Origin of the sequence: Actinocrispum wychmicini (assembly GCF_004345645.1) — a bacterium.
Classification (GTDB): Bacteria; Actinomycetota; Actinomycetes; order Mycobacteriales; family Pseudonocardiaceae; genus Kibdelosporangium; species Kibdelosporangium wychmicini.
On record NZ_SLWS01000011.1, the window covers coordinates 405,446 to 431,271 of the forward strand.

Annotated in this window: 24 protein-coding genes and 1 pseudogene; 13 read left to right on the top strand and 12 right to left on the bottom strand. The window is 69.1% G+C overall.

Going from position 1 to position 25,826, the window contains the following annotated elements:
• The first annotated feature begins 2 nt into the window (after positions 1-2).
• Entirely contained in the window at positions 3-380 is a 378-nt protein-coding gene (locus tag EV192_RS41300) for a RidA family protein (protein WP_132124171.1), read from the top strand.
• Between the two features lie 65 nt (positions 381-445).
• Here the strand turns inward: EV192_RS41300 and EV192_RS41305 are convergent, their stop codons facing one another.
• Positions 446-1,255 carry an IclR family transcriptional regulator gene (locus EV192_RS41305; RefSeq protein WP_207926606.1) on the bottom strand — a complete coding sequence of 270 codons (810 nt, stop codon included), beginning with the start codon at positions 1,253-1,255 and terminating at the stop codon, positions 446-448.
• Between the two features lie 153 nt (positions 1,256-1,408).
• On the opposite strand from EV192_RS41305, the gene EV192_RS41310 reads away from it, so the two are divergent.
• Positions 1,409-3,067 (top strand): FAD-binding oxidoreductase, encoded by a 1,659-nt coding sequence (locus EV192_RS41310; protein WP_132124173.1) that lies wholly within the window; start codon positions 1,409-1,411, stop codon positions 3,065-3,067.
• Here the strand turns inward: EV192_RS41310 and EV192_RS41315 are convergent.
• Positions 3,064-3,456 carry a nuclear transport factor 2 family protein gene (locus EV192_RS41315; protein ID WP_132124174.1) on the bottom strand — a complete coding sequence of 131 codons (393 nt, stop codon included), beginning with the start codon at positions 3,454-3,456 and terminating at the stop codon, positions 3,064-3,066. The two genes, EV192_RS41310 and EV192_RS41315, sit on opposite strands and share 4 nt — an antisense overlap.
• Before the next feature lie 83 nt (positions 3,457-3,539).
• On the opposite strand from EV192_RS41315, the gene EV192_RS41320 reads away from it, so the two are divergent.
• Both EV192_RS41320 and EV192_RS41325 read left to right on the top strand, forming a co-directional pair.
• Positions 3,540-4,070 (top strand): TetR/AcrR family transcriptional regulator, encoded by a 531-nt coding sequence (locus tag EV192_RS41320; RefSeq protein WP_132124175.1) that lies wholly within the window; start codon positions 3,540-3,542, stop codon positions 4,068-4,070.
• A gap of 110 nt (positions 4,071-4,180) precedes the next feature.
• Positions 4,181-5,113, top strand: coding sequence for a hypothetical protein (locus EV192_RS41325; RefSeq protein ID WP_132124176.1), 933 nt, complete (start codon positions 4,181-4,183; stop codon positions 5,111-5,113).
• Between the two features lie 123 nt (positions 5,114-5,236).
• Here EV192_RS41325 and EV192_RS56380 read toward each other — a convergent pair whose 3' ends face one another.
• Positions 5,237-5,875 (bottom strand): response regulator, encoded by a 639-nt coding sequence (locus tag EV192_RS56380; RefSeq protein WP_132124177.1) that lies wholly within the window; start codon positions 5,873-5,875, stop codon positions 5,237-5,239.
• Between the two features lie 150 nt (positions 5,876-6,025).
• Positions 6,026-6,223: pseudogene (locus EV192_RS56385) on the bottom strand (IS200/IS605 family transposase); the annotation flags it as partial.
• 14 nt (positions 6,224-6,237) lie between these two features.
• Between EV192_RS56385 and EV192_RS41340 the strand changes: the two are divergent.
• Entirely contained in the window at positions 6,238-7,425 is a 1,188-nt protein-coding gene (locus EV192_RS41340; RefSeq protein WP_207926609.1) for an RNA-guided endonuclease InsQ/TnpB family protein, read from the top strand.
• A gap of 77 nt (positions 7,426-7,502) precedes the next feature.
• On the opposite strand, the gene EV192_RS41345 is transcribed toward EV192_RS41340, so the two are convergent.
• The 3 genes from EV192_RS41345 to EV192_RS41355 form a co-directional block, all read right to left on the bottom strand.
• Positions 7,503-8,753, bottom strand: coding sequence for a sensor histidine kinase (locus tag EV192_RS41345; RefSeq protein WP_243727392.1), 1,251 nt, complete (start codon positions 8,751-8,753; stop codon positions 7,503-7,505).
• A 15-nt stretch (positions 8,754-8,768) separates the two neighbouring features.
• Entirely contained in the window at positions 8,769-9,173 is a 405-nt protein-coding gene (locus tag EV192_RS41350) for a hypothetical protein (RefSeq protein WP_132124179.1), read from the bottom strand.
• 157 nt (positions 9,174-9,330) lie between these two features.
• On the bottom strand, positions 9,331-10,266 hold the full coding sequence (locus EV192_RS41355; RefSeq protein ID WP_132124218.1) for an NADP-dependent oxidoreductase: 936 nt from the start codon (positions 10,264-10,266) through the stop codon (positions 9,331-9,333).
• Between the two features lie 76 nt (positions 10,267-10,342).
• Here EV192_RS41355 and EV192_RS41360 point away from each other — a divergent pair, with 76 nt between their 5' ends.
• The gene (locus tag EV192_RS41360; RefSeq protein WP_132124180.1) at positions 10,343-11,290 is read left to right on the top strand and encodes a GlxA family transcriptional regulator; all 948 of its coding nucleotides are present in this window, start codon (positions 10,343-10,345) and stop codon (positions 11,288-11,290) included.
• On the opposite strand, the gene EV192_RS41365 is transcribed toward EV192_RS41360, so the two are convergent.
• Positions 11,271-11,627 carry a DUF1844 domain-containing protein gene (locus EV192_RS41365; RefSeq protein WP_132124181.1) on the bottom strand — a complete coding sequence of 119 codons (357 nt, stop codon included), beginning with the start codon at positions 11,625-11,627 and terminating at the stop codon, positions 11,271-11,273. The genes EV192_RS41360 and EV192_RS41365 overlap by 20 nt on opposite strands.
• A gap of 304 nt (positions 11,628-11,931) precedes the next feature.
• Here EV192_RS41365 and infC point away from each other — a divergent pair, with 304 nt between their 5' ends.
• From infC to EV192_RS41385, 4 genes are all read left to right on the top strand, one after another.
• Positions 11,932-12,501 carry a translation initiation factor IF-3 gene (gene infC / locus EV192_RS41370; protein ID WP_132124219.1) on the top strand — a complete coding sequence of 190 codons (570 nt, stop codon included), beginning with the start codon at positions 11,932-11,934 and terminating at the stop codon, positions 12,499-12,501.
• Positions 12,502-12,571: 70 nt separating this feature from the next.
• Complete coding sequence (rpmI, locus tag EV192_RS41375) at positions 12,572-12,766, top strand: 50S ribosomal protein L35 (RefSeq protein ID WP_132124182.1); 195 nt, start codon at positions 12,572-12,574, stop codon at positions 12,764-12,766.
• Positions 12,767-12,823: 57 nt separating this feature from the next.
• Positions 12,824-13,195, top strand: coding sequence for a 50S ribosomal protein L20 (gene rplT, locus EV192_RS41380; RefSeq protein WP_033389397.1), 372 nt, complete (start codon positions 12,824-12,826; stop codon positions 13,193-13,195).
• A gap of 29 nt (positions 13,196-13,224) precedes the next feature.
• Positions 13,225-13,998, top strand: a complete 774-nt coding sequence (locus EV192_RS41385; protein WP_132124183.1) for a TrmH family RNA methyltransferase — start codon at positions 13,225-13,227, stop codon at positions 13,996-13,998.
• Here the strand turns inward: EV192_RS41385 and EV192_RS41390 are convergent.
• Entirely contained in the window at positions 13,976-16,768 is a 2,793-nt protein-coding gene (locus EV192_RS41390; RefSeq protein WP_132124184.1) for a hypothetical protein, read from the bottom strand. The two genes, EV192_RS41385 and EV192_RS41390, sit on opposite strands and share 23 nt — an antisense overlap.
• A complete protein-coding gene (locus EV192_RS41395) occupies positions 16,765-18,540 on the bottom strand; it encodes an HSP90 family protein (RefSeq protein WP_132124185.1) in 1,776 nt (591 codons plus the stop codon). The genes EV192_RS41390 and EV192_RS41395 overlap by 4 nt, the downstream gene beginning before the upstream one ends.
• A 248-nt stretch (positions 18,541-18,788) precedes the next feature.
• On the opposite strand from EV192_RS41395, the gene pheS reads away from it, so the two are divergent.
• The gene (gene pheS, locus EV192_RS41400) at positions 18,789-19,859 is read left to right on the top strand and encodes a phenylalanine--tRNA ligase subunit alpha (protein ID WP_132124186.1); all 1,071 of its coding nucleotides are present in this window, start codon (positions 18,789-18,791) and stop codon (positions 19,857-19,859) included.
• Positions 19,856-22,366, top strand: a complete 2,511-nt coding sequence (gene pheT, locus EV192_RS41405; protein ID WP_132124187.1) for a phenylalanine--tRNA ligase subunit beta — start codon at positions 19,856-19,858, stop codon at positions 22,364-22,366. Before pheS ends, pheT begins: the two co-directional genes overlap by 4 nt.
• 3 nt (positions 22,367-22,369) lie before the next feature.
• Here pheT and EV192_RS41410 read toward each other — a convergent pair whose 3' ends face one another.
• Together EV192_RS41410 and EV192_RS41415 are read right to left on the bottom strand one after the other, a co-directional pair.
• Complete coding sequence (locus EV192_RS41410; RefSeq protein ID WP_132124188.1) at positions 22,370-23,632, bottom strand: Gfo/Idh/MocA family protein; 1,263 nt, start codon at positions 23,630-23,632, stop codon at positions 22,370-22,372.
• Positions 23,629-24,864: an ROK family transcriptional regulator gene (locus EV192_RS41415; protein WP_165960895.1), complete on the bottom strand. Its 1,236-nt coding sequence runs from the start codon at positions 24,862-24,864 to the stop codon at positions 23,629-23,631. Before EV192_RS41415 ends, EV192_RS41410 begins: the two co-directional genes overlap by 4 nt.
• A gap of 123 nt (positions 24,865-24,987) precedes the next feature.
• On the opposite strand from EV192_RS41415, the gene EV192_RS41420 reads away from it, so the two are divergent.
• A complete protein-coding gene (locus tag EV192_RS41420) occupies positions 24,988-25,479 on the top strand; it encodes a DinB family protein (protein WP_207926611.1) in 492 nt (163 codons plus the stop codon).
• The last annotated feature ends 347 nt before the right edge of the window (positions 25,480-25,826 follow it).

Sequence of the window (25,826 nt, forward strand, 5' to 3'; positions counted from 1 at the left end):
AGATGGCCAGGACCTTCGTCCACCCGGAAGGCGCAGCCAAGCCGGCCGTACCGTTGTCGGCCGGCGTCCGGAAGGGCAACATCCTCCAGGTGGCCGGCCAGGTCGCCTTCGACCAGAGCGGCAACGTGGTGGGCACCACCGTCGCCGAGCAGACCAGGCAGGTGCTGAGCAACGTCAAGGCGGTGCTCGAAGCCGGCGGCGCCACCTTCGACGACGTGCTGATGCTCCGCGCGTACCTCACCGACGTCGCCCACTTCGGGGAGTTCAACGAGGTGTACGCGGAGGTCCTCGGCGGCGACTACCCGGCCCGCACCACGGTGTACGTCGGCCTGCCGCCCGGCCTGCTGGTGGAGATCGACGCACTCGCCGTGCTGGACTGAATTCGGGCGACCTGCCGGATGGGGGATGGGCCTGAACGCATCCCCCACCGGCGACGCGAGGCCCGTTACTCGCGGGGCACCTCCGCGGGCAGTTTGGTGGAGCCGAACACGCGGGAGATCTCGATGGCGTACCGCATCACCACCGGACCGACCTCGCGGATCCGCGCCGGTTTCATGCGGGATGCCAGCGCGGACACCGAAAGCGCGCCGATGACGTCATCGGCGTGGTCGAAGATGGGGGCGGCGATACATCTCACCTCCTCTTCGTTCTCCCGGTCGTCGATGGCGTAGCCACGGCGGCGGATCCGGTCGAGGTCGGCCCGCAGGCTGTCCGCGTCGATCAGGGTCCGGTCGGTCACGGGGAGCAGACCACGGTCGATCGCGTCCTGCACGGCGTGCTCCGGAAGCCACGCCAGGATGGCCTTGCCGACCGCCGTGCGGTAGGCGGGAACGCGGTTTCCGATCCGCGACGCCATCCGCACCTGGTGGTCGTTCTCGACCTTGTCGATGTACACCACGTCCGGTGGCTCGTAGACCACCAGGTGGCAGGTCTCGCCGAGACTGCGTTGCATGCGCCGTAACGGTTCCGCGGCCACGGTCCGCAGGTCGAGCGAGGCAAGGTAAGCCTGGCCAAGGCGCAGCGCGCCGTGGCCGAGGCGGAACCAGCCGGTTTGCCGGTCCCGGATCAGCAAGTTTGTGTCGAGCAGGGGAGTTGTCAGGCGCAGCACGCTGCTCTTGCTGATCTTCAGATCCTCGGCGATCCGTGACAGCGGAACGCCTCGGGTCTCGCCCGCCCGGTCCGACACGTAGTGCAGAACCGAGAGCGCGCGACGTAACGATGATGACTGGTTACGCGAACTGGGCTGACTGGACACGATGTGAAGCATGACACGTGGTCTGAACCTGTTACCGGGTCAATACGACATTTTGCACTGCACAACAACGTGATCAGCATGTGGCACGCCCGGGGTGATCGGTGGTCGGGTGGAAAGCGCTGGGGTTTTAAGTGATTTCGGGGTGATCTGTCAATGAATGACGTTGGACGCCGGCGCTTTCTCGCCGGCGCTGGGGCCGCGGTCGCCGTGGGGGCTGTGTCGGGCACGGGGGTGCTGGCCGGAACAGCACAGGCGGACGAACAGTCGCTGGGGCTGCCCGCGACAACTGTGAAGTCGGGCGACGCGCGGTATGTCGACATGGTCCGGGGGAGCAACCAGAGGTGGGTCGGCAACCCGGACGTGATCCGGGTGTGCAACAGCACTGACCAGGTCGTGGCCGCGGTGCAGGACGCGGTGAACGCCGGTAAACGGATCGGCGTGCGTAGTGGTGGCCACTGTTACGAGAACTTCGTCTACGAGGCCACCCAGGTGGTCATCGACGTCTCCGAGTTGGACCAGGTCGGCTACGACCCGGTTCGCAACGCCATCTCGGTGGGTGCCGGTGCGAATCTTTTTCAGGTATACGACGCGTTGTACCGCGTCTGGGGAGTCATCATCCCCGGCGGGTCGTGCGGCACGGTCGGCGCGGGCGGGCACATCACCGGCGGTGGCTACGGCCTGAACTCCCGCCAGTTCGGCCTGACCGTCGACTACCTCTACGGCGTCGAGGTGGTCACGGTCGACGCGGCCGGCAAGGCGAAGGTCATCGTGGCCACGCGGGACGGTTCCGACCGCGACCTGTGGTGGGCACACACGGGTGGTGGCGGCGGGAACTTCGGCGTGGTCACCCGGTTCCTGCTGAAGGCGACGACCGCCACCGGCACCGACCCGTCGACGTTCCTGCCCAGGCCACCGGCCGAACTGTTCATCAACTCGGTCGCGCTGGACTGGAAGGACGTCACCGAGGAGAACTTCACCCGGCTGGTCGACAACTACGGCAAGTGGCACGAGCGCAACAGCGCGCCCGACTCGCCGTACGACGGCATCTTCGGCCTGCTGAAGCTGAACAAGAAGACGTGGGACGCCGACCGGAACGTGACCGGTCAGATCGTGCTGCTGACCCAGGCGGACGCGTCCCGGCCCAACGCCCAGCAGTTGCTGGACACCTACCTGGCGGCGGTGTTCGACGGCGTGGACGCGCCACGGGTGCCCATGTCCGTGCGTTCCGGCGAACACGCGGCCATGCCGCACCTGTTCAAGACGCAGCGATTGCCTTGGCTGCACGGCACGTTCGAACTCAGCGGCGGTCCCTCGTGGACGTTGCGGAGCGACTACAAGTCCGCGTACCTCCGCAAGGGACACACCGCCGAGCAGATCGCGGCGACGTACAAGTGGCTCGCCACACCGGATTACAACAACGGCAACGCGTTGGTGCAGATCGACTCGTACGGCTGCCGCGTGAACGCGGTAGGATCGGCCGACACCGCTGTGCCGCAACGGGATTCGGTGTTGAAGCTGCAGTACCAGGTGTACTGGGAGGATCCGGCGGAGGACGCCCAGCACCTGAACTGGTTCCGCAACTTCTACTCCGAGGTGTACGCCTCAACAGGAGGCGTGCCGGTCCCGAACGCGGTGACCGACGGGTGTTACGTCAACTACCCGGACATCGACCTGCAGGACCCGTCGTTCAACAGGTCCGGCGTGCCGTGGTCCACTTTGTACTACAAGGGCAACTATCCGCGGCTGCGTCAGGTGAAGGACCGCTACGACCCGCGTAACACCTTCCGCCACCGCCAGTCGATCGAGCCCTAGGCACTCGCCAGTACCGCGTCGATGGCGGCCGTGTCCTGATATTCGCGCCAGAGCACGACTTCGTCGTCGCGCGTGGTCAGCACGCCGATGAACCGGGCCGAGTGCCGCGTGCCGGTGGCGTTCAGGGTCGCGACCAGTTCGTACTCCACGACGATCGTGTTCGGATCGGCCGTGTCGTGGATGGCGATGGTGTTGTGCTCCTCGAACGTCACCGGCATGGCGGCGCGGCCCTCTTCGGCGTATTTGCGGAACGTCTCCCGCCCTTCGATCCGTTTCGGCCGTCCCGGCCGGGCGAACGGCGACTCGACCACGACGTCCTCGGCCCAGAGTCCCGGTCCGCCGGCCAGCCAGTCCGCGCCCATGCGCGTGTACACCTCATGTGGTGTCATCAGGTCCTCCCAGATAAAGTGAGTGGCAACTCAGGTTCGAAGATAATGAGTGGCGACTCATTTTGTCAACGAGGAGGGACCGAATGCGTGCGGACGCCCAGCGCAACCGCGCCAAGATCCTGGCCGCGGCCGAGGAGGTCTTCGCCGCGCAGGGCGCGTCCGCGTCCACAGAGGAGGTCGCGCGCCGGGCCGGGGTCGCGATAGGCACGGTCTTCCGGCACTTCCCGACCAAGTACGACCTGCTCGCGGCCATCATGAAGGAGGTCGCCGCCCGGCTGGCCGCCGAAGTGGAAGAGCTTGCGCAGCAAGAAGATCCCGCGGCTCTCTTCGCGTTCTTCAGCCGCCTGGTCGAACAGGCCTCGGCGCACAAGACCGTGGTCGCGTTGTTGGAAGTGGACCTGCAGATGGGCCCGCCCCTACAGCAGATGCGGTCGGCGATCGCGGAGCTGCTCGCGTGCGCCCAACAGGGCGGCGTCATCCGGCCGGACGTCCAGCTCGACGAGGTGATGGCGCTGCTGACCGCGACCAGCCACGCCGCCCTGCACTCGGGCTGGTCGCAGGACCTGCGGGAACGCACTCTCGCCATTGTTTTCGCTGGTCTGCGGCCGTCGTAGAAATTTTCCCGGATCCCGCTGAACCGCCCCTGGGACGCGCTCGTGTTGCAGGTGAACAACCACGGCCCCGCAGATGCACCGGGGCATCAGCGGGAGAAAGGAACGTAGTCATGGCAACACGTCTGAGGCACGCCATTGCGGGCGCGGTGGCACTGGGCGCGGTGCTCGTCACCGCCGCGTGCGGCGCCAGCCCGGCGACGACCAACGCGGCCAACGCGAAGGCACTGGCTGAGCCTGCCGCCGCGCCGACCGGAACGGTGGCCATTGACGACGCACCTCCCGCGGCGGGCGCCCAGAACGCGGGCCTGAAGACCGCGGACGCGGGCGCGTTGGGCACGATCGTGACCACCGCGAACGGCATGACCCTGTACCGCTTCGACAAGGACTCCAACAAGCCGCCGACGTCCGCGTGCGTCGAAGCCTGCGCGAAGACCTGGCCGGCCGCGACCCTCACCGACGACGCCGCCCTCGAAGGCGTCGACAAGTCGCTGATCGGGTCGATCGACCGCCCGGACGGCATCAAGCAGCTCACCATCTCCGGCTGGCCGATGTACATGTACTCCAAGGACGCCAAAGCCGGGGACACCATGGGCGAGGCGGTCGGCGGCACCTGGTGGTCCGCGGCCCCGAACGGCACCCGCGCCAAGGACAAGATCAAGCCGGCCGCGCCGGGCACCACGGTCATCCGCGCGATGGACGTCAAGCCGTTCGGCAAGATCGCGACCGACGCGAACGGCTTCACCCTGTACCGCTTCGACAAGGACACCGTGAACCCGTCAGTGTCCAACTGCAACGGTGACTGCGCCAAGACCTGGCCGATCATCAAGGCCGAGGACAACATCGTCGCCGAGGGCATCGACAAGTCCCTCGTCGGTTCGATCACCCGCGCCGACGGCACCAAGCAGCTCACCCTGGGCGGCTGGCCGATGTACCGCTACATCAAGGACACCAAGGTCTGCCAGACCAACGGCGAAGGCGTCGGCGGGATCTGGTTCGTGGCCTCGCCGGACGGCAAGAAGGCCAAGGACAAGATCGCCAAGTGACACCGGTCATGTGACCCGGCGCTGGCCTCCCCTCCTGCGCCTCACCGGTGCCGGGTCACAGTTGTTGGGTCCGAACCCCAACACCGTGAGGGCCTCGTGAGCTTCGCTCGCGAGGCCCTTTCCTTATGTACCAGACTTTCCCAACAGGCCCCGTTTGAACCCCTCGGCGACGGCCGCGGCCCGGTCGCTCACACCGAGCTTGCCGTAGATGTTCAACAGGTGCGTCTTGACCGTCGCCTCGCTGATGAACAGCTTCGCGGCGGCCTCCCGGTTCGTGGTGCCGGCCGCGACCAGTTCCAGCACTTCCAGCTCACGTTGGCTGAGCGGCCCGGCGTCCGGCGTCCGCATCCGCGTCATCAACCGGCTCGCCACGGCAGGGGACAGCACGGACTGCCCTTCAGCCGCGGCCCGGACCGCGCGCAGCAGTTCGTCGCGGGGAGCGTCCTTGAGGAGATAGCCGGTGGCGCCCGCCTCGATCGCGGGCAGCACGTAGCTGTCGGTGTCGTACGTGGTCAGCACCAGCACCCGGGCGGCGACTTTGAGCTTCGCCAGCTCGGTGATCGCGGCCAGCCCGTCCGTGCCCGGCATCCGCAGGTCCATCAGGATCACGTCCGGCCGCAACGCCTGGGCGAGCCGGACCGCCTCGGCGCCGTCGGACGCCTCGCCGAGCACCTCGAACCCGGGGTCGGCGGCGAACATCCCGCTCAGCCCGTCCCGCACGACAGGGTGGTCGTCGGCGATCAGCAACCTGATGGGGTTCACCTGAACTCCAATCGGTGGAAGGAAGCCTGGTCGTGCGCGGCCAGGAGGAGCCGATCCCGCATGTCTGGCCTGCGGGCCGTCAACCGGGACGTTTCTGCTGTTCGATGTACTCGTTGATCGATAGTGGGGCGCCGCCGCAGGACCGGCGAAGTAGGACGGCGACCAGAAGTACTCGCGTGGCAGGTAGCGGCGCAGGTGGGTGGCGTACTCCTGACGGAACCTTCGTGAGGACATCCCGTTGAGGCTATTGACCAACCGGGACAAGGCCACGTTCGGCGGGTAGTGCACGTGCGCATGGTCGGTCTCGCCGGTGAACTCGCGCAGCTGTGCGCCGAAAACTCCGCACACGTAGGATGATCATTGTGAAGCAGGTGGTGAAGGTCCGGTTGCTGCCGACGGCTGAGCAGGCGTCGGCGCTGCACGCGACCCTGCGTACCTGCAATGAGGCCGCGTCGTGGTTGTCGGCGCGGATGCACTCCGGTCAGGTCTGGCGCAAGCACGACGCGCAGAAACACTGGTACGGCGAACTGCGGGACCGGTTCGGCCTGTCGGCCCAGCCTGCGATCCGGGTCATCGGCAAGGTCGCCGACGCCTACACAACGCTGCGCGCGAACCTGCGGGCCGGGAACTACGGGCAGCCCGGTTCCGTCCGTCGGCGCACGGTCGAGGACACCCCGATCCGATTCCGCCCGGATGCCGCACAGCCGTTCGACCTGCGATGTCTGTCCTGGCAACTGCCCGAGCTGGGTCGCGATGGCACAGTGTCGATCTGGACGGTCGCCGGGCGGATGCGCAACCTGCGGCTGGTCGGCAACCCCGCGCACCTGACGCTTCTGCGGCACGCCGGAGTGGTAGGTGAGTCTGACCTTGTCCACCGGGGCGGGCAGTGGCTGCTGCACGCGGTCGTCGACACGCCCGAAGCAGCGTTGCGCAACGACCCGGACGGGTTCCTCGGCGTGGACCTGGGCATCGTGAATATCGCCACCACCAGCGACGGTGACCGTATGTCCGGGGCGCACCTGAACCGTTACCGCAAGCGTCAGCACCGCATTCGCAGACGGCTGCAAGCCAAGAAGACGTCCTCCGCACGACGCCTGCTGCGTAAGCGCCGTCGCGCCGAGGCTCGGTTCGCGGCTGACATGAACCACCGGATCAGCAAGAACATCGTGGCCGAGGCTGAACGCACCGGGCGTGGTATCGCCGTCGAGGACCTGACGGGCATCCGCGCACGGGTACGGCTTCGCAAGCCCCAACGGGCCACGCTGCACTCCTGGTCCTTCGCCCAGCTCGGACAGTTCCTGCGGTACAAGGCTCGCCGGGTGGGGGTGGCGTTCGTGCAGGTCGATCCGGCTTATACGTCGCAAACCTGTCACCTGTGCGGGCATGTCGACAAGAAGAACCGGCGCTCCCAGGCGTCGTTTGTCTGTGGCCGGTGTGGCTTCGTTGGGCACGCCGACTACAACGCGGCACTCAACATCGCTCAACGCGGTGTCGTGTGCTGGGGCGAAGTCATGCGTCCAGACGCAGCGCCCACCCTGGCAGCCAGCTAGGGCGGCAGCAGCAAACCTATCGGTGGACCTGATGGACGTGAGGGGCAGGCGGCAAGTCCGGTCCTTCCGCCACAGGTTCATGACAGTGACGCTCCTGTCGACGCTGCCGGGACGCGGGCGGAGATCGCCGTGCCCGCGCCCGGTTCCGACTCGATCTGCAGTGTGCCGCGCAGGCCTTCGATCCGTTGCCGCATGGCGGTCAGGCCGAAGCCGCCGGTCTCGGTCTCGACGAGCGCGGTCGGGTCGAAGCCGGCGCCGTCGTCGCGGACGTCCAGGGCGACCTCGTCGGCCAGGAACGACAACGTGACCCCGACCCGGCTCGCCCCCGCGTACTTGGCGACGTTCGCCAACGCCTCCTGCGCGGTCCGCAACAACGCGACCTCGGCCTCCGACCGCATCGGCCGCACATCGCCTGTGGTCGTCACCTGGACCGTGATCCCGTGCAGGTTCGACCACCGGTCGGCGACATCGGCCAGTGCCTCGCTCAACCGCCCGGTGTCCAGCGACTCGGGCCGCAACGCGTGCACGGACCGGCGTGCCTCGGTCAGGCTCTCGCGGGCGAGGGACACCGCGGCGTCGACGTGCCGCCGCCATCCCGCCGGGTCCTGGCTGGCCTGTACCGCGGCCTGGAGCTGGGTGATGATCCCGGTGAGCCCCTGGGCGAGCGTGTCGTGGATCTCCCGGGCCATCCGCTGCCGCTCGTCGAGCACTCCCGCTTCACGTGCCTGTGTCATCAGCTGCTCCTGCAATCCCGCGTTCTCGTGCAGTGTGGCTTCCAACTTGCGGTTCGCCGCGCTCAGCTCGTCGAGTGTGGCGACGCGTGCGTCGTTCTGCTGGGCGTTGCGCCAACTGAACCAGGCGGCCCCACCCATGGGGATCATGTTCGCGGCGACGATCGCGACGTAGATCAGCACGCCGCCGAAGTCGTCCTTTTCCACGGTGTACGCCTGCGCGGTACCGGCGACCACGGCCACCGAGGCGACGCTGGCGAGCCGCCACGGCCACTTCAGCCGGAACGCGTACAGGTAGGCGGCGGGTGTGAACGCCCCGAACCACGGGTCCCGGAACACCAGGACCATCAGGATCACGACCAGCCCACCGACGAGCACGGCCAGCATCCGGGTGTCGTCCCGCCACGCCGGGTGCAACGTGAAGAACCACAGCATCCACCCCGCGACCACGGCGCACAGGCTCAGATCCAGGACCAGCATCCCGCCGGCCCGGTCGCTGATCACCGTGAAGAGCACCATGATGGCCAGCAGCACGTACGGGCCGACGGTGATCACCACGGACCACCGCGGCCCCATGTCCTCCGGTTGCGCCCTCACGTGCGGAGACTGTAGCTACTTGGTGCTGAACAGCGACCGCACATGCCTGCCGCTGACCAGCACGACCACACCTAGCAGCAGCAGGCCGCACACGCCCTGCTCGATCTTCAGCCAGGTCGGGAACGGTCCGGGCAGCGCGATGATCACCGTGATCACCACGACCATGACGGTCGAGATGATCCGCAGCCGGACAAAGGCCCGCCGCGACCCCTGAACCGCCTTCGCGGCGAAGAGGAACGACAGCAGCGCGCTCAGGACGACCGCGCCGCCCCGGATCCACACTGCCTCGTTGACGATCGAGGTGTTGTTGCGTAAGAAGAAGGCGGCCAGGAGCGTCGCCACACTGAGGCCAAGGTAGCCGCCCACCAACAGCTTCGCGTTCCGCAGTGCCTTCGTGGCGGTCGGTGCGGTGACGGTCATGTCGTTCTCCTGGGTTCGGGTCGTCGTTGCGATGGCCCAAGCCTCGCAACGATCAGCCCGCCGGTGAATCGACTGACCAGCCAGAACGGCCCCTGCTCGGGCTGAACCCGCCACCCCACCGAGCGGCCGACTCACTCCACCGATCGGTTGAGTGGAGCTACGGCCGGACCACGAGCACGAGCTTGCCGACGGTCCGGCCGGTCTCGCCGAGCGCGTGCGCTTTCGCGGCCTCCGCCAGCGGGAACGTGGCCGCGATCGTCGGGCGGAGTTCGCCCCGGGTCACCAGGTCGGCGAGCGCGGTCATACCGGCGTGGTCGGCCTCCACCAGCAGCGCTTCCGCCCGAACGCCCAGTGCTTGCGCTTCGGCCGCGAGGTTCTCCTGCGCCCGTGGCTTGATGGTCACCAGCAGGCCGCCCTTGCGCAGGGTGCGCAATGATCGCGTGCTGTACTCGCCGCCCAGCGCGTCGAGTACGACGTCCACGTCCCGGACCGCTTCGGCGAAGTCCACTTCGCGGTAGTCGATCAGTTCGTCCGCGCCGATACCGCGCAGGTACTCGTGTTTGCCCGCGGTCGCGGTGCCGATCACGTACGCGCCGCGTGCCTTCGCGATCTGCACCGCGAGGTGCCCGACCCCGCCGGCCGCCGCGTGGATCAGGACCCGTTGCCCGGCTTGGACGTCCGCGGTGTCCACCAACGCCTGCCACGCGGTCAGCCCGGCGAGCGGGATCGCCGCCGCGGCCACGTGGTCCAGCGCCGCCGGCTTGTGCGCGAACGCCCGCGCGGGCCCGGTGACGTACTCCGCGAAGGCGCCCGCGCCGAACGGGTACGGCAGCATGCCGAACACCTCGTCGCCTGGCTTGTACAGCGTCACGCCGAGGCCCACCGACTCGACCACGCCGGACACGTCCCAGCCCAGGACGAACGGCGGCTCGCCGAGGAACATGCCCTTGGCGCGGTGCCCGTAGTCGGTCGGGTTGAGCGCGGCGGCGTGCACCCGGACGAGCACTTGGCTCGGTCCGGGCACTGGCCGGGGGAGTTCGACCTCGGTCAGAACTTCAGGTCCGCCCAGGGTGTCCTGGCTGATGGCACGCATAGTCATGGACCCGATGCTGGCAGCGGCCCGACGAGGAGAAAATGGCACGATTGCCACTCTTCGATATGATCGTGCCATGCATCGAGTCGTGGTGCTCGCGTTGCCCGGGGTGTACGCGTTCGAGTTGGGCATGCCCAGGCGGATCTTCGGCGTCCTCCCGGCCCGCTACGACGTCGTGACCTGCACGGTCGACGGCCGGCCGGTCGCCACGAACGCCGACTTCACCATCGCGGTCGAGCACGGGCCCGAAGCCCTGGCGAGCGCCGACACCGTCGTGATCCCGCCCTTCGACGTCTCGATCGTCGACGACGGCGTGCCTGAAGCGGTGGCCGCCGCGCTGGCCCGGATCCGGCCGGCGACGCGCATGGTGTCCATCTGCACGGGAGCCGTCCTGCTCGCCGCCGCCGGACTCCTCGACGGCCGGCCGGCCACCACCCACTGGCAGTTGAGTGCGGAGTTCCGGCACCGCTACCCGACCGTGCGCCTTGACCAGGACGTGCTGTTCGTCGACGACGGTGACGTGCTCACGTCCGCCGGTGCCGCGTCCGGCGTGGACGTGTGCCTGCACCTGGTCCGCCGGGACCACGGCAGCCGGGTGGCCAACGAGGTGGCCCGGATGTGCGTGATCCCGCCGTGGCGGGACGGCGGTCAGGCCCAGTACATCGACCTGCCGGTGCCCGAACCGGCCGCCACCAGCACCTCATCCACGAGACAGTGGGCGCTTGAGCGGCTGCACCTGCCGCTGACCCAGGCCGACCTCGCCGACCACGCGCGGATGAGCCTGCGCACCTTCGCCCGCAGGTTCCGCGACGAGGTCGGCACCAGCCCGGGGCGCTGGCTCATCCAGCAGCGCGTGGCCCGGGCCCGTGAGCTGCTCGAATCGAGCGACCTGCCGGTCGACCGGATCGCCGGCCAGGTCGGCTTCGCCACCGGCACGTCACTGCGGCAGCACCTGCGCAACACGATCGGCGTCTCGCCGCTCACGTATCGGCGGACGTTCCGCGTCAGTACACCGGACCGGTGAGCTTCTCGCCCGGTCCCTGCCCCGGCTCGTCCGGCACCGCCGAAGCCTCCCGGAACGCCCGCTGCAGGGACTGCAGACCCTCGCGGAGCGGTCCGGCGTGCGGTCCGAGGTATTCGACGGACGCCGTGACCAGGCCGGCGAGGGCGGTGATCAGGCGACGGGCCTCGTCCAGGTCGCGGCGGGGGCTGTCGTCCGGCTCGGGGTCGGCCAGGCCGAGGCGTTCGGCCGCCGCGGACATCAGCATCACCGCGGCCCGGCTGATCACCTCGACGCTGGGAATCTCGGCCAGGTCACGGACGTTCGTCTCATCGGGGCCGGAAAACACGGGGTCAGTCACGTTCTGGTACCCTTCCACGTGCGACCAGCCCCTGTAGCTACAGGGGCGGCAAGTGGAGCCCCGCTCCCACCCTGTCACCGCCGTGTTCGTCCAGGTGGCCGGGTCCGGTCAATCGCGGCAGCCCTCGCGGGCGGCCGTGGTTCGGTGCGACCGCCCGCAAGGGCAGCTGTGCCGTGGATCGGTGAAGGCAGCGGGCCCCGTACGCCATTGTGGCGGCGGGGCTCGACGCGTTACTGGGGCCACCGCCGGCCGCAGCGTCGCCCAGAGACGCGCTTACGAACCTAGCTCGGACAAAGGAGGCACCATCAGCTCCGAGACACGTATCAACGACCGCATCCGGGTGCCGGAGGTCCGCTTGGTCGGACCGAACGGCGAGCAGGTGGGGATCGTCCGCATCGAGGACGCGCTCCGCCTCGCTCAGGAGGCGGATCTCGACCTCGTTGAGGTCGCCCCGCAGGCTCGCCCGCCTGTCTGCAAGCTCATGGACTACGGCAAGTACAAGTACGAGAGCGCGCAGAAGGCCCGCGAGTCCCGGCGCAACCAGGTACTCACGGTGATCAAGGAGCAGAAGCTCCGGCCGAAGATCGACTCCCACGACTACGAGACCAAGAAGCGCAACGTCGTGCGTTTCCTCGAACACGGGAACAAGGTCAAGGTCACCATCATGTTCCGCGGCCGGGAGCAGTCCCGCCCGGAGCTGGGGTTCCGGTTGTTGCAGCGGTTGGCCGACGACGTGGCCGAGTTGGGGGTCATCGAGTCCTCACCGAAGCAGGACGGCCGCAACATGATCATGGTGTTGGCGCCCCACAAGAACGCCAAACCGCGGGCGAAGGCGACCACTCCGGACGCACCGGACGCGCCCGACCCCGAGTAGTCGGGGTCCCCGACGTAGAGCTGCCGACCGCCCGCCACTAGCGCGGGCGGCGGCACGAGATGAGGACGACATGCCGAAGAACAAGACGCACAAGGGCACCGCCAAGCGCTTCCGGGTGACCGGCGGCGGCAAGCTGAAGCGCGAGCGCGCCGGTCGCCGGCACATTCTGGAGAAGAAGTCCAGCAAGAAGACCCGCAGCCTCGAAGGCACCACCGACGTCGCCCCGACCGACGTTCCGCGGGTCAAGCGCCTGCTCGGCATCTGAAGCCCCCCTTGCCCACCGGGCGGACACCCCGCCCCTTGAGATCGACAGGATGGACCCGTGGCACGCGTCAAGCGGGCGGTCAACGCCCAAAAGAAGCGCCGCACGACCCTCGAGCTGGCCAGTGGTTACCGCGGCCAGCGTTCGCGGCTGTACCGCAAGGCCAAGGAGCAGGTGCTCCACTCGCTGAACTACGCCTACCGGGACCGCCGCGCCCGCAAGGGTGACTTCCGGCAGCTCTGGATCACCCGCATCAACGCCGCGGCACGACAGAACGGCATGACCTACAACCGCTTCATCCAGGGCCTGAAGGTCGCTGGGGTCGAGGTGGACCGCAAGATCCTCGCGGAGCTCGCGGTGAGTGACCCGGCCGCGTTCACCGCGCTGGTCGAGGTGTCCCGCGCGAACGTGCCGGCGCAGGAGAAGGCCTGAGCGAGCACTCCCGGCCCGGGGCGACACCGCTGTTCACCGAGCGCACGCCCCGGGTCGCGGCCGCAAGGCAGCTGACCCGGCGGGCCGGGCGGGAACGCGCCGGCCGGTTCCTGGTCGAAGGCGCGCAGGCGGTTCGTGAAGCCCTGCGGTACGGCCAGGTGCACGAGGTGTTCGTCACCGAGACCGCGGCCGCCCGCAACGCCGACTGGTTGTCCATAGTAGACGTTCCAGTGTCCACTGTGACCGACAAGGCCGCCGACGGCCTGTCCGAAACCGTGACGCCCCAAGGCATTGTCGCGGTCTGTGAGCTGCTGGACGTCAGCCTGGACGAGGCGCTGGCCGGTGCCCGGTTGGTCGCCGTCCTGGTGGGCGTGTCCGATCCGGGCAACGCCGGAACGGTGACCAGGGTGGCGGACGCCGCTGGCGCCTCGGCGGTGGTCTTCGCGGGCGACACCGTGGATCCGCACAACGGCAAGTGTGTCCGTGCCTCCACCGGAAGCGTCTTCCATCTGCCGCTGTCTCGCGCCCGCAACACCACGGCCGTGTTCGACGCGTGCCGCGCCGCCGGCCTCCGGTTGGTCGCCGCCGACGGTTACGCCACCAAGGACCTCACCGAAGCGGACCTGTCCGAACCCACCGCGTGGGTGTTCGGCAGCGAGGCGCACGGCCTGGACGACGAGATTCTCACCGGTGTCGACGAAGCCGTGAAGGTGCCGATCTACGGCAAAGCCGAGAGCCTCAACCTGGCCGCGGCCGCCGCGGTGTGCCTGTACGCCACCGCTATCCTCGCAGCCGGGCGGTAAGAGCCCGAGCGGTCGTGTCCTGATGGACCGTGCTGCCCTGCGCGTCCAGAGCTCGGGTGAGTACGTCCAGCACACGGGCGACGATGCTGCGCGGTGTGTCCTCGGACAGCAGTTCGACCGACTCCCTGGCGAGTCTTTCCGCCGATTCCGGGGCACCCAACGCCACATGCGCGCGGGCCGCGCGGACCATCAGGAAGACCTGCCAGTCCGGCTCGTCCAGCTTCGACACGAGCGAAACCGCGTGGGTGTTGTCCGCGAGCGATTCGGCGTGCTGGCCGGCCTGCGCGTGGGTGTAGGCGCGCAGTTCGAGGACTTCCGCGGTGAGCCGGTCGGCGAGTTCGTCGTTGTCCGCCGGGATCTGTGCCATGGCCCGCTCGATGGCGACGAACGCGGCATCCGTCCGGGTGTCGGCCAGGACGGCGGCGGCCTTGACCCACGCCTGGCACGCCTCGACCGGCAGCCCGGCCTGTTCCCAGAGTTCCGCGGACCGGCGATGGCAGTCTTCGGCCTGGTCGCTGTCGGACAACGCGTAGTTCGCGGCGCCGAGACCGGACCAGACCAACGCCCGCGTCGGCAGCGGGGCGTCGGCGACCATGTCGAGCATCGTGGTGAACAGCCGCTTGGCCTCGGCGTGCTCGCCGAGTTCGGCGCAGACCGTGGCCAGCCGGTACCAGACCGGCGGCTTGTGGTCCGACTCCTCGGGCGGGAGCAGCCGTACCGCTTCCTCAAGCGCCTCGGCGGCTTCGACCAGCCGATTCCTGGCCAGGTACCCGGACGACAACAGGAAACACGCCCGTGCCGTGTCGCCGGCGGTGCCTTCGGCGCGGCACACGGCAACGGTTTCGGCGAGTTCGGCGAGGTGCTGTCCGGCGTGACCGGAACGGTCCAGCAGAGCAGCGCGGTACAGCAGCATGTCTGCCTGCCACGGGCCGGGGAAACGCTTGGCGTACTCGACCACGTCCGCCGCCGTCGCCAGCGCCATGCCGACGTCGCCACGCAGCTCGGCGACCCACGCGCGGATCCGCAGGCCCTCGAACCGTTGGCCGGACTGGAGATCCGGCATGGCCAGCATCCGGGCGAGCACCTCGTCGGCGGCGTCCAGGTTGCGTTGCCGCCCCTCGTGTTCGGCGGCCTCCACCAACACCGACGGCACCCACGTCGGCTCGGTCTCCTCGGCCAGCCGCGTCGCCTCCGCGAGCAGCGCGCCTGCCTCGGCGTACTCGTGGCGGAGATCCAGCAGCTCGCACAGGATCAACCGGACCAGGATCCGACCCGTCGCCGGCGCGAGCGCGTCCACGTCCGCGAGCGCCCGCGTGGCGATCTCCAGGCCCGCGTCCAGGTCGCCGAGTTCGGCGGTGAGCAGGCCGAGCCTGGCCTGGAACCGGACCGCCTGGTCCTCGTCGCCGACCGCACGCAGCCGCTGGATCGCCGCTTCGAGGTCGCGGAGCACGGTCGGCGACGGTGTGTAGGAGTCGAACACCATGATCCGCCGCGCGGCCAACCGGGCGGCGAGATCGGCGGGCAGCAACGGGTCCAGGTCCGCCGGCAGCGACCGCAGCAGCTGGAATCCAGTGAGGAAGTCGTTGTTCTCGTACGCCTGATGCGCCTGCCGGGCGAGCTCGACCGGGTCCGCGGTGACCGGTTCCGGTTCGCGGGGCGGCATCGCGTTCGGCACCGCCAGCGGCACCGGCACGGTGTCCTCGGCGTCCAAAATGGACTGCACCCGGTCGGACTGGCGGGTGGTCCCGTTGCGCCGGTCGAAGTCCGCCGCGATCGTCAACGCCGACACCCGCAGCAACGTGCCCAGTTGGTGAGCGGTCACGTTCGCGGTGCCACCACCGGGCTTCGGCACCGCCAGCTGCACGTTGTGCGGCGCGTCGAGCCGGCCGAGCAGCAACGCCGCCGAGGCCGCGAAGTTCATCGTCCCGATTGGGCTGGTCGCGTGATGGACCTGGTCCAGATGCTGCCGCAACAACTCCATGCCCCGCGGGACGTTGCCGGTCAACGCGCAGAACTCCAGATGCGGCCCGACATAGCCGTGCCCGGCCTGCTCACGTGACCTGCGGTACGCGCTCAGATGAGCGTCCCGCGCGCGTTCCACCTCGTCCAACGCGGTCAACGCGGGCAGCAACGCCGTGAGCACACCTTGCGGCTGCATGCTGCACGTGAACGTCCCCGCCAACGCGGGCTCCGCGTGCCGCAGCGCCTCCTCGTAACGGCCCCGCGCGACGAGATGATCGACCTGTTCCTCCAGCACACACCCCGCGCAGTCGCTCATGTCGTCGCGTTCGGTCGCCAGGAACCGCGCGAAATGCTCGTCCGCCGACGCGAAGTCGCCGATGTGCGCCGCGGTCAGCACACGCTGGCCGTGCACCGGCTGCAACGAGAGCCCGAGCCGCCGGTACCGCGCCTCCAGGTCGTCCAGAACCGACTCGATCTGCGCGAGACTGAACCGCGGATCACGCCGCAGCCCGACCGGCACCCACTTGTGCGCCCAGTTGAGACTGTGCGCCTCGTGGTCGCTGAACACCGACGCGTCCCGCTGCTCCGCCGCCCGGCACCACGCGATCGGCGTGAGGATCAGGTCGTATCGGTTGAGCCAGTAGCACGAGTCGATCAACGCGATCCGGCACGTGGCCGCGAGCTTGTCGTGGCCGCAGCTGTCGGCCGTCCGCGCGGCGCGCTCCAACGCCTCATGCCTGGGCATCCCGGTCGGCATCGCGGCCGCCTCGCTGAACAGCTCCTCGGCCCGCGCGCGTTCGTCGGTCATCGACGAACCGCCCGGTCGAGCAGATCGAGGAACGACCGGTTGAGCGCGGCGGTGTCCCTGGGCCGCATCGGCCGCCGGGACTGCAACAGGGCATGCACGTACAGCGACTCCACGGTCAGTTCCGCCAGCGACCGGTCGGTCAGCTCGCTGAGCCGCCGCACGAGCGGGTTGCGGGTGTTGAGCACCAGCTGTCGGCTCGCTGTCGACGTCGAAGAGGTGAGCTGGCCCAACAACTCCGCCCACAACGGGTCGCTGTCCTCGCCGACGCGTTCGGCGTCGCGGTGGCGTTCGTTGTCCGCGTCGGTGATCAGCAACGCGGGCAACGAGACGGGGTCGAACGCGCGCGGAACGACCTCGCACTCGTGCCGCTGCAGCACGGCTTCGGCGAGCCGCACGCTCGCAAGCAGCTCCTTCTCCGCCAACGGTTCCGGGGCGTCCATGGCCGCGAGCAACTCACGGGCGACGACGCGTCGCGCGGCCGACTGGCCGTCCACCTCCACCAAACGCTTCAACAGGTCCGAGTCGTACGCGTACCCGGCGTTGAGCAGGCCGAGCCCCTGAGCCTGGGCGACCGGGGCGAGCTGACGGAACTCGTCCACGTCCGGGGTGTAGAGCACAGTGGAATGTCTACGCCGGAACTGCCGCAGCGTCACGTTTCCGTCGGTCGTCTCGAACGGCAGCCAGTGCTCGACCAGCCGCAGCAGTTCGTCGTCCACCAACGCCACGGACTTCATCCCCAGCTGGTGGCGGGCCAACAGCGCGGACGCCCGGTCCGGCTGGGTGGCGCCCAGCCGCACCAGCCAGTCCTTGATCACCGCACCCAGCTCGTCCCGGATCGCCAGCAACGTCTCGTCCTGGTACAGCGCCTCCCGACTCGCCGTGGGCCGCAGCGCGGACGAATTCACCACGCAGCGCACGAAATACGCCCAGTCCGGCAGAAGTCCTTCCACCGAGTCGCCGACGAGCATCCGCTTGAGGTAGATCCGGTGCGCCTGCCGCGCGCCCGGGTGCGCCGCGTCCGCCGTGACGAACGCCGCGCCGGTGAGGCCGACCGCGGGCATGTCCAGCGGCAGCACCTCGAACGGCGGGAATCCGAACGTCCGTTCGCAATACCCGCTCAGCCGTTCACGCAGGTCTGCCGTCGACTCGCCGGGCCGCCGCGACCACGGCAGCTCCGGCACGGTCAGCACCTCGCCGTCCACCTGGATCTCGGCCGGCAACAACTCGCCGAACTCCCTGGCCAGCGCGGCCACCATGCCGTGCTCCAGCCAGTGCCGGGTGTCCGGGCCGGGGACCAACGTCACCGTCGTGCCCACCTCCGCGCGGGCGTCATTATCGACTGTCACGTCGTACTGGCCGTCGTACCGGGCCACCCAGCGCACCGCCGGGCCGCCGTGCACGGACCTGCTGACCAGCCTGATCTCGGTGGCCACCAGGAAACACGACAGCAGGCCCACCCCGAACTGGCCGAGGAAGTCCTGGCGGGCGAAGCCCAGCTCGTCCCGCTTGGAGGTCCGGCCGAGGGTGGACAGCAGCGTGTGCACCTCGTCCTCGGTCAGGCCGATCCCGTTGTCCGACACCCGCAGGGTCCCGTCGCCGGTCACGTCGGGCGTCTCGACCAGCACCCGGGGCCCGATCCCGGCGCCGCGCGCGGTGGTCGCGTCGACCGCGTTCTGCAGCAGTTCCCGTACGTAAACCCGGGGGCTGCCGTACAGGTGCTGGCTGAGCAGCTCGATAATGCCGCGTAGATCGACGCCGAAGGAACGGGACATGAGCGCTGGCTGACCTCGAGGTGCTGGCTGAACCGCACGAACTTCGCGCGTGTCACTCTATCGGGTGAGTAGTCGGGTCGTTACCGGACTGTGCGTGTGCTGGCGTGAGCGGCCCTAATGAGTTGCACCAGGTACGGGTCACCTACGATCGTTGAGCTACCGGCGCGCCCCGAGCTTCGACCGTGAAGACCATGAAGCCGGACGCCCACAGCCACATTCTCGCGGATCCGAGGAGATGTCCAGCACCGATGTCCGGAGCCAACGACCCGTACGACCCCAAAGAGGTCGCCGCGCTCGCGCCGGAGACACTGCAGCAGGCGGTCGACAAGGCCAAGGCCGAGTTTGCGGCAGCTGACAGCCTCGACGCCCTCGCCGCGGTGAAACCCGCGCACCTGGGCGACCGCTCACCGCTGTTGACCGCCCGCCGGGAGATTGGCGCGCTGCCACCCCAGGCCCGCTCCGAGGCGGGCAAGCGGGTGAACGAGGCACAGTCCCTGATCAAGACGGAGTTCGACGAGCGTCGCGCGCGGCTGGAGGTGGAACGCGACGAGCGCGTCCTGCTCGACGAGGCCGTCGACGTCACGATGCCGTGGGACCGGGTACCCCGTGGCGCGCGTCACCCGGTGACCACGCTGTCCGAGCTGATCTCGGACGTGTTCGTCGGCATGGGCTACGAGGTGGCCGAAGGCCCCGAGCTCGACGCCGAGTGGTTCAACTTCGACAGTCTCAACTTCCTGCCCGACCACCCGGCCCGCACCACGTCGGACACCTTCTACGTGGCGCCCGCCGGCTCCGGCATGGTGCTGCGGACCCACACGTCACCCGTGCAAGTGCGGTCGCTGCTCGACCGTGCGCTGCCGGTCTACGTGGTGTGCCCGGGTCGCACGTACCGGACAGACGAGATCGACGCCACCCACCTGCCGGTGTTCCACCAGGTGGAGGGCCTCGCGGTGGACAAGGGCATCACCATGGCCCACCTCAAGGGCACCCTGGACAGCTTCGCCCGCGCCATGTTCGGACCGGAGTCCAGGACCCGGTTCCGGCCGCACTTCTTCCCGTTCACCGAGCCGTCCGCCGAGGTGGACGTGTGGTTCCCGGAGAAGAAGGGCGGCGCGGGCTGGGTCGAGTGGGGCGGGTGCGGCATGGTCGACCCGAACGTGCTGCAAGCGTGCGGCGTCGACACCGACGTGTACTCCGGGTTCGCGTTCGGCATGGGCATCGACCGCACGCTGCAGTTCCGAAACGGCATCCCGGACATGCGCGACATGGTTGAGGGAGACGTCCGCTTCACCACGGCGTTCGGAACGGAGGCGGAGTGAGGATCCCGCTCAGCTGGCTGAAGTCGCACGTCGACCTGCCGGAATCGCTGACGCCGCAAGAGATCGCGGCTTCGTTGGTGTCGCTCGGCGTGGAGGTCGACGAGCTGCGCGCGCTGGACGACGTCACCGGTCCGCTCGTGATCGGCCGGGTGGTGCGGATCGAGGAGCTGACCGAGTTCAAGAAGCCGATCCGCTACTGCCAGGTCGACGTCGGCGACAACGACGAGGAAGACGACGACGGCAACGTGGTCCCGCCGGAGACGCGCGGGATCATCTGCGGCGCCACCAACTTCGACGAAGGTGACCTCGTCGTGGTCGCGCTCCCAGGCGCGGTGCTGCCCGGTGGGTTCGAGATCACCGCGCGCAAGACGTACGGCCGGACCAGCAACGGCATGATCTGCTCGGTCCGCGAGCTGGGCCTCGGCGAGGACCACACCGGGATCCTGGTGCTGCCCAGCGGCGAGGCCAGCCCCGGTGACGACGCCGGCCCGCTGCTCGGCCTGGACGACACCGTGCTCGACCTGGAGATCACCACCGACCGCGGCTACGCGATGTCCATCCGCGGCTTGGCCCGCGAGCTGGCGTGCAAGTACGGGACCACGTTGATGGACCCGGCCGCGCTGTCCGTGCCCGGTGCCGAAGGCGACGCGCACGGCGTGCACATCGAGGACCAGCTGGGGTGCCCGCGGTTCGTGGCCCGGCGCGTGACGGGCCTGGACCCGACGTCGCCGACGCCGTGGTTCATGCGCCGCCGCCTGATGCTGGCCGGTATCCGCAGCATCTCGCTGGCCGTCGACGTCACGAACTACGTGATGCTCGAGACCGGCCAGCCGATGCACAGTTTCGACACCTCGTCCATCAAGGGCAACCTGGTGGTCCGCAAGGCCAACCCGGGCGAGAAGCTGTCCACTTTGGACGACGCGGAGCGCTCGCTCGACCCGGACGACATCGTCATCTGCGACGACACCGGTCCGATCTCGCTCGCCGGCGTGATGGGCGGCGCGAGCACCGAGGTCCGCCCGGACAGCACGGACATCCTCCTGGAGGCGGCCGTCTGGGACCCGAGGTCGATCAGCCGGACGGTCCGCCGGCACAAGCTGCCCAGCGAGGCGTCCAAGCGCTTCGAACGCTCGGTCGACCCCGCGCTCCCGCCGTTCGCCGCCGAGCGCGCCGCGCAACTGCTGCGTGAGCACGGCGAAGCCCGGATCCAGCCGGGCCGCACCGACGTCGGTCGCCCGGAGCTGCCCGGCTCGGTGATCATGGCGATCGACCTGCCCGACCGGGTCGCCGGCATCAACTACGCCCGTGGGGTGACCGCGCACCGGCTGAGCCAGATCGGCTGTCACGTGGAGGTCACCACGACCGACGCGGGCCGGCCGGCGGTGCTGGTCGTGCCGCCGACCTGGCGCCCGGACCTCACCCGGCCGGCGGACCTGGTCGAAGAGGTGCTGCGGCTGGAGGGCTACGACACGATCCCGTCGGTGCTGCCCACCGCGCCGGCAGGTCGCGGTCTCACCCCGGTCCAGCGCCGTCGCCGGGCAGTGTCCCGCACGTTGGCGGACGCCGGCTACGTCGAGGTCACGCCGTCACCGTTCGTCTCGTCCGCCGCGTGGGACGCCTTCGGCCTGGACGCCGAAGACATCCGCCGCCGGACCATGAAGGTGCTCAACCCGCTCGACGCCGAGCGCGCCGAGCTGACCACGACGCTCCTGCCCGGCTTGCTCGAAATGTTGGCGCGCAACGTGTCCCGCGGCGCGCGGGACGTGTCGTTGTTCTACATAGGACAGGTCTTCCTGCCGCGGGCCGAACCGGTGCCGATGCCGACGGTCTCGGTCGACCACCGCCCGACCGACGACGAGATCGCCGCCCTCAACGCCGGTCTGCCGCAGCAACCGGTGCACGTGGCGGTCGTGCTCGCCGGCAACCGCGAACGCGCCGGCTGGTGGGGCAAAGGCGAGCCCGCGACCTGGGCGGACGCCGTCCAGGCCGCCCGGGACGTCGCCGCCGCAGCCGGCGTCGACCTGACCGTGCAGGCCGGCGACCTGTTGCCCTGGCACCCGGGCCGGTGCGCCGAGTTGCGGGTCGGTGGCTGGCCGGTGGGGCACGCGGGCGAACTGCACCCCAAGGTCGTCGAGGCGCTGGGGCTGCCCCGGCGGACGTGCGCGATGGAACTGGACCTGGACGCCCTGCCGATCGTGCGGCGGCGCCCGGCCCCGGCCGTCTCGCCGTACCCGCCGGTCCTTCTCGACGTGGCCCTGGTGGTCGACGTGAGCGTGCCGGTCGCCGAAGTCGCGGCCACGCTCCGCTCCGGCGGCGGGGACCTGCTGGAAGACGTGCAACTCTTCGACGTCTACACCGGGGAGCAGATCGGCGAGGGCAAGCGCTCGCTCGCCTACTCCCTGCGTTTCCGTGCCGCGGACCGGACTCTCACGGTGGAAGAAGCCACGACGGCCAAGGAAGCGGCGGTGGCGGTCCTGGCCGACCGCTTCGGCGCGACCCTCCGGTGACTCTCACCCCCTGAGCATCGTGACGGTCGTGTTGGTGCGGCGGGCGTGTTCGGCGGCCCAGACGGCTCGGTGGCTGTCCAGGGATTCCTGGGGGCCGGAGCGGATGTGGCTGGTATCGCCGGTCGCGACGGCGGTCAGAAAGGCGGCGACGGCGGCCTGATCGCCGTCGCCGTGGCTCGCCGTGCCCTGGCGTTCCCTGTCGGGGTGGATCGTGGTGGTCCTGGTGGCGGGATGGGCCCGGAAGTCCTGCAGGGTGATCTGGTGGCCGTCACTGTCGATGCTGCCGTGGGTGCCGAAGATCCGGGTTTGCCGGCGGGCCATGTCCGTGAAGGCGGTGACGGTGTGGGTGGCCGTCACGCCGTTGGCGAAGTCAAGCGCGACAACCTGATGGTCGACGACGTCGTTGTCGCAGGTGTAGACGCAGCGGCCGTACGGGCCGTGGGTGAGGGCGTGCGTGAGTGCGTCCTCGGCAGGCGTGTCGGTGACGACACTGAGCGGCCAGCGTTCCCGGGCAGGGTCGCCGAGGCAGGACCGGTAAAGGCGGGGCGCGGAGAACGGGCAGTCGGGTTCGATGGCGCAGTCCAGGCACCGGTGCGCCGCGCCCGGCGGATGGTTGTCCGACCGGAAGTGGGTGAGCCGGCCGAACGAGGCGACCCGCACCGGGTGGGCCTGGATGATGTAGGACAGCCAGTCCAGGTCGTGGCAGCACTTGGCCATCAGCAGGGAGCTGGACAGGTCTTCGCGCCGCCAGTGGCCGCGGACGTACGAGTGGGCGAAATGCCAGGCGCCGACCGGTTCGAGGTGCTGGACGTTCACGATGTGCCCGATGTGGCCCTCGTCCACCAGGTTCCTGATCGTGTCGGTGTACGGCATGTAGCGCAGCGGATGGACCACCGCGAAGATCACCCCGGTGCGTTCGACCGCGGCGACCATGCGCGCCGCGTCCGGCTCGGTGGTGGCCATCGGCTTCTCACACAGGATGTGCCGGCCGAGGTCGGCGAACCGCACACAGGGTTCGGCGTGATCGTTGTCCTGGGTCGTGATGACGACCGCGTCAGCGAGTTCAGGGTGTTCCGCCAGTGCGCGCCAGTCGGTGAAACATGCCTCGGGTGGCACATCGTGTTCGGCCGCCAAGCGTTGGCGGCGTTGGTCGTCAGGTTCGGCGATCGCCGTGATCCGCCCGCCGTGCCGGCGGATGTGCTGACTGTGGCCCTGGCCGCGAACTCCTGCGCCGAGGATCGCGACCCGTACGGGATAGGCGCTCATTGTCGACTCCGGGGTCCGGTGGGGGTGGGCGACCCCGGTAGGGGGTCGGTGATGGACACAGTGGGGGTGGGTGGGTCGGCGATGGACACAGCGGGGTGCGGCCGCGCGTCGTCGAGGAGGTGGCCGAACGCTTGGCGCCGGGCGTGTTCGGCGGCACCGAGCAGCACGGCCCGCCGGCCGAGCGTGGACAACAGCAGATCCGGGGCCTCGGTGTCCCGACAGGCCCGCTTGAACCGTTCGGCGACGAGGTCGAGGATCATCGGCCCGGACAGGGAGATCGCGCCGCCGAGCACGATCAACTCGGGGTCGATGGTGTGGACCACCTCCGCGAACGCCGTGCCCAACAACTGAGCGAATTTGCCGACAGCCACTCGTGCCGCCGGATCCCCCGCTTCGGCCGCCTGGAACAGGCGGCCCGCGTCGTCATGCTCATGTAGCCACTTGCTGGCCCGCTCCCACGACGAGCCACGAATGTTGGCCGCCTCACCCGCTTGGTGGTGAGTGCCGCGATGGAGGACGCCGCCCCGCAGGATGCCGAACCCGATCCGCCGCCCGGCAACCACGGCGACCACATCCGCGGCGTCTCCGGCAACCCCGAACCGCTGCTCCCCCAGCGCGGCCAAGTTCGCGTCGTTGTCCACAGCCACCGCAGCCCCCGGAAACCGTTCACTCACCCAGCCCCGAAGCCGGTCCCCAACCCAGTCCCCAGATCGGATCACCCGGCAAACCTTGATCACCCCAGCGGAATCAACGATGCCCGGCGTCGCAACAGTCACCGCCCGCACCTGCCCTCGCGTCACACCCACACCAGCAAGAGCACGATCCACAACGCCCTCAACGGCCGCCAGCCGCTTGTCAGAGGTGTCCTCGACGCCGACCCGCACGGGCTCTGGTTCGTGGTCGGCCCGGCCCGGCCCGGCGAGATCATCAACGCGAACCCGAACCGTATGGGCACCGACATCAATCGCCAGCAAATACCCGAACTCAGGGCGCAACTGGTAGAACGCCGCCGGCCGCCCACTCACCAGAGCCGCCGGCTCGGACTTGCTCACCACCCCACGCTCCACCAGAACGTCGAGCGTCCGTTCCACGGTCGACCGCGACAGCCCGGTCACCCGCGCCAAATCAGCGTTGGTCCTCGACTCCCGGCTGTACAGGTGCTCCAACACCAGCTCGGCATTCCACCGCCCCACCTCAGTGGTGTTGGCAACCCGCCGCCGTCCAGTGATCACGGCCATCTCCACTCTGACTTATGCGCACTCCTAGCGTATATATAAATGTTAGTCCCGTCAATAACGCCCGACCCTGCTGATCGTGCGCCTGTGCATTCGGTCATCGGGTTACCGTGGGGCATGGTGGAGACACAGCGGGAGTCCGTGCCACGCGTCGACACTGGCGAGCTCGACACTGCCCTGGCGTTTCTGTCCTTCGCCCGGCATTGCGTGCTGAAGAAAGCCGACGGACTGTCCGACACCCAGGTGCGGCGCGCCCTGGTCGACAGCGGTACGTCAATTTTGGGGCTGGTGCAGCACTTGACCGAAGCGGAGCGATACTGGTTCGGCCATCACCTTGCCGGCGGCGACTGGGAAGCGGATCGCGAGTTCGGCATGGCAGTCCCGCCTGACCGCGCTGTCACCGAGGTGCTGCGGGACTACCAGGCGGCGATCGAGGAGAGCGACCGCGCCATCCGAGCCGCCGGCAATCCGGACCAACCCGTCGCCATCCCGGTGGAAGGCACCTGGCACACACTCCGGTGGGTCATAGCCCACATGACAAGCGAGACCGCCAGGCACGCCGGGCACGCGGACATACTCCGGGAACAACTAGACGGCACCACCGGCCGCTAACCCGAAACCCAGCACGCCCCACCCATCGCGCCCCACCAAATGCGCACACCCAGGGTGCCCGCCCAGCCCGTCACATCCGGCGGCCCCGCCCAGTGCGCGGACACAGCGTGCCTCACCCAGCGTGCCCGCCCAGCGGGTCGCAGTCAGCGTGCCGCCCAGCGTGCCCCGCCCAGCGGGTTGCACCCAGCTGGGTCGCACCCAGTGCGCGCACTCAGCGCGCGCCGCTCAGCGTGGCCGCCCAGCGCGTCTCATCTAGTGGTCACGACCGTTAGTTCGTCGGGGGTTGATCATGCTGCCAGTGGTTGAGGTGCGTGGCGATCGTGACGGCTGATTCTGTTGAGCAGTTG

Bases quoted from the DNA above. Each gene is read 5' to 3' on its own strand.
- EV192_RS41355 (WP_132124218.1), bottom strand. From the start codon at position 10,266: ATGCGTGCCATCAGCCAGGACACCCTGGGCGGACCTGAAGTTCTGACC.
- EV192_RS41310 (WP_132124173.1), top strand. From the start codon at position 1,409: ATGAATGACGTTGGACGCCGGCGCTTTCTCGCCGGCGCTGGGGCCGCG.
- EV192_RS41410 (WP_132124188.1), bottom strand. From the start codon at position 23,632: ATGAGCGCCTATCCCGTACGGGTCGCGATCCTCGGCGCAGGAGTTCGC.
- EV192_RS41350 (WP_132124179.1), bottom strand. From the start codon at position 9,173: ATGACCGTCACCGCACCGACCGCCACGAAGGCACTGCGGAACGCGAAG.
- EV192_RS41390 (WP_132124184.1), bottom strand. From the start codon at position 16,768: ATGACCGACGAACGCGCGCGGGCCGAGGAGCTGTTCAGCGAGGCGGCC.
- EV192_RS41320 (WP_132124175.1), top strand. From the start codon at position 3,540: ATGCGTGCGGACGCCCAGCGCAACCGCGCCAAGATCCTGGCCGCGGCC.
- EV192_RS41395 (WP_132124185.1), bottom strand. From the start codon at position 18,540: ATGTCCCGTTCCTTCGGCGTCGATCTACGCGGCATTATCGAGCTGCTC.
- EV192_RS41325 (WP_132124176.1), top strand. From the start codon at position 4,181: ATGGCAACACGTCTGAGGCACGCCATTGCGGGCGCGGTGGCACTGGGC.
- EV192_RS41300 (WP_132124171.1), top strand. From the start codon at position 3: ATGGCCAGGACCTTCGTCCACCCGGAAGGCGCAGCCAAGCCGGCCGTA.
- rpmI (WP_132124182.1), top strand. From the start codon at position 12,572: ATGCCGAAGAACAAGACGCACAAGGGCACCGCCAAGCGCTTCCGGGTG.
- EV192_RS41360 (WP_132124180.1), top strand. From the start codon at position 10,343: ATGCATCGAGTCGTGGTGCTCGCGTTGCCCGGGGTGTACGCGTTCGAG.
- pheS (WP_132124186.1), top strand. From the start codon at position 18,789: ATGTCCGGAGCCAACGACCCGTACGACCCCAAAGAGGTCGCCGCGCTC.
- EV192_RS41315 (WP_132124174.1), bottom strand. From the start codon at position 3,456: ATGACACCACATGAGGTGTACACGCGCATGGGCGCGGACTGGCTGGCC.